Below are 2,798 nucleotides of genomic sequence, written 5' to 3'. Positions count from 1 at the left end.
GAGCCACGTTCGGTGATGTTTGCATACCCACAGGAGTTTTGAGACACATGTCCTCCAACCAGACCCCGGCGCGTATCGCCATTGTCATGGGTTCCAAAAGTGACTGGGCCACCATGCAGTTTGCCGCAGAAATCCTCACCGTCCTTGATGTCCCACACCACGTTGAAGTGGTTTCCGCTCACCGCACGCCCGATAAACTGTTCAGTTTTGCCGAACAAGCAAGCAGCAACGGTTATCAGGTGATTATTGCGGGTGCAGGCGGTGCGGCGCATTTACCGGGCATGATCGCGGCTAAAACCCTGGTTCCAGTGCTGGGTGTGCCAGTCCAGAGTGCTGCATTAAGCGGCGTCGACAGTCTCTATTCTATTGTTCAAATGCCACGTGGTATTCCGGTCGGCACCTTGGCTATCGGTAAAGCAGGTGCAGCCAATGCCGCTCTGCTGGCGGCACAAATTCTCGCTCTGCATGATAAAGATCTCAATCAACGCCTTGAAAACTGGCGTCAAAGCCAGACTGATGAAGTGCTGGAAAACCCGGACCCACGGGGTGAAGCATGAAACGCGTTTGCGTGCTGGGTAACGGCCAGTTAGGCAGAATGCTGCGCCAGGCGGGTGAACCGCTGGGTATCGCAGTTTATCCGGTTGGCCTTGATGCTGAACCGGAAGCCGTGCCATTTGCGCAAAGCGTGATTACCGCAGAAATTGAGCGTTGGCCTGAAACCGCCCTCACCCGTGAGTTGGCTCGTCACAACGCGTTTGTAAACCGCGATGTGTTCCCGATTATTGCCGACCGCCTGACGCAAAAACAGCTGTTCGATAAGCTTGAGCTGGCAACTGCGCCGTGGCAACTGCTTTCCAGCCGCGACCAATGGGCGGACGTGTTCCAAAATCTGGGTGAACTGGCGATAGTCAAACGCCGTGTTGGCGGTTACGACGGGCGCGGACAGTGGCGTTTACGCAGCCAGGAAACTGAGCAATTACCGGAAGAGTGCTACGGCGAGTGTATCGTTGAACAAGGCATTAATTTTTCGGGTGAAGTTTCGCTGGTCGGCGCACGTGGTCATGATGGCACGACCGTGTTTTATCCCCTGACCCACAACCTGCATCAGGATGGCATTCTGCGCACCAGCGTAGTTTTCCCGCAGGTCAACATCGAGCAACAGCAGCAAGCGGAAGCGATGCTGTCGGCCATTTTGCACGAGCTGAACTATGTGGGCGTTATGGCGATGGAGTGCTTTATCACGCCAGCCGGTTTGCTGATTAACGAACTGGCTCCACGCGTGCACAACAGCGGGCACTGGACGCAAAACGGCGCGTCCATCAGCCAGTTTGAGCTGCATCTGCGCGCCATTGTTGACCTACCGCTACCACAGCCTGTGGTAAATTCACCGTCAGTGATGATTAACCTTATCGGTACGGATGTAAATTACGACTGGCTGAAACTGCCATTAGTGCATTTGCATTGGTACGACAAAGAAGTACGTGAAGGCCGCAAAGTGGGCCATCTCAACCTCAATGACAGCGATATCAGCAGGTTAAGCGCATCACTTGAAGCGCTGGCGCCATTGTTACCCGTGGAATACGCCAGCGGGATTGCCTGGGCACAGAGTCACCTCGGTAAGTAATCACAGCGGCGGGTGGCGTTACGCTTACCCGCCCTGCCATTCAGGCCTATTCCCCCTTCCTTTCTTTTTTGCATGCAAAAGCGCACAATTCCGCCTCACTCGCTTTAAGGTTTTCTATGCAAAACGCTCGTCCCAATACTCAATATTATGAACATCTGCTGCGCGCCGGTATTCCGCTTATCGACGTGCGGGCACCGATGGAATTCGCCCAAGGGGCAATGCCTGCCGCGTTGAATTTACCGTTGATGTCAGATGACGAGCGTACTGCTGTGGGGACGTGCTACAAGCAGCGCGGCCAACAAGCGGCAATTGAACTGGGTCACAGCCTGGTAAAGGGAGAAGTCCGCGAAGCCCGTTTGCAGAAGTGGCTGGAACAATGCCGCCAAAATCCGCAGGGATATCTGTGCTGCGCCAGAGGCGGCTTGCGTTCCCATCTGGTTCAGCAATGGCTGCATGAAGCGGGTATCGATTATCCGCTGGTTGAAGGCGGTTATAAAGCGCTGCGCCACTTTGCCATGGACGTGATTGAATCCCACTCCCGTTGGCCGATGGTTCTTGTCAGCGGTAATACGGGTGGCGGTAAAACGATTCTTATCCGTTCACTGCCGACGGGTGTCGATCTTGAAGGTCTGGCTCACCATCGTGGTTCTTCATTTGGCCGCACCATTGTCGAACAACCCTCGCAGACCAACTTCGAAAATAATCTGGCGGTGACGTTGCTTAAGAAAAGTGACGGTGCGCAAGTGAGATGGGTTGTCGAAGACGAAGGCCGTATGATTGGCTCACGTCATATCCCTGAATGCTTCAGGGAACAAATGTTACGCTCGCCAATTGTGGTGATTGATGAACCATTTGAGCAGCGTTTAGAGCGTTTAAAAACCGAATATTTCCAGCAGATGAGCGCAGCGTTTTTGTCGGTAAACGACGAGGAAACCGCGTGGCAACACTACGGCGAGTATCTGCATCATGGCCTGTTTGCCATTCGCCGCCGTCTTGGAATGGAGCGTTTTGCACAGTTCACCACACTGCTGGATGAAGCGCTGGAATTACAACGTAAAACCGGTTCTGTTGACGGGCATCTCGCCTGGCTTTCGCCACTGCTCGAAGAGTATTACGACCCGATGTACCGTTATCAACTCAGCAAAAAAGCGCAAAACATTGTGTTTCGTGGCGA

The 2,798-nt window shown here is 53.8% G+C and carries 3 protein-coding genes; all 3 read left to right on the top strand.

The window, feature by feature from the left end; translation table 11 throughout:
* Positions 1-47 precede the first annotated feature (47 nt).
* Positions 48-557 (top strand): 5-(carboxyamino)imidazole ribonucleotide mutase, encoded by a 510-nt coding sequence (gene purE, locus VJY99_RS02035; RefSeq protein ID WP_324115863.1) that lies wholly within the window; start codon positions 48-50, stop codon positions 555-557.
* The gene (gene purK / locus VJY99_RS02030; protein ID WP_324115861.1) at positions 554-1,624 is read left to right on the top strand and encodes a 5-(carboxyamino)imidazole ribonucleotide synthase; all 1,071 of its coding nucleotides are present in this window, start codon (positions 554-556) and stop codon (positions 1,622-1,624) included. The genes purE and purK overlap by 4 nt, the downstream gene beginning before the upstream one ends.
* A 116-nt stretch (positions 1,625-1,740) precedes the next feature.
* Positions 1,741-2,798: tRNA 2-selenouridine(34) synthase MnmH (gene mnmH / locus VJY99_RS02025; protein ID WP_324115859.1), on the top strand; the 1,058-nt coding region annotated here is incomplete at its 3' end.

The sequence above is a fragment of the Buttiauxella sp. genome (assembly GCF_035271705.1).
Classification (GTDB): domain Bacteria; phylum Pseudomonadota; class Gammaproteobacteria; order Enterobacterales; family Enterobacteriaceae; genus Buttiauxella.
Note: the sequence above shows the minus strand (reverse complement) of the source record. Positions and strands in the feature narration are given on the sequence as shown.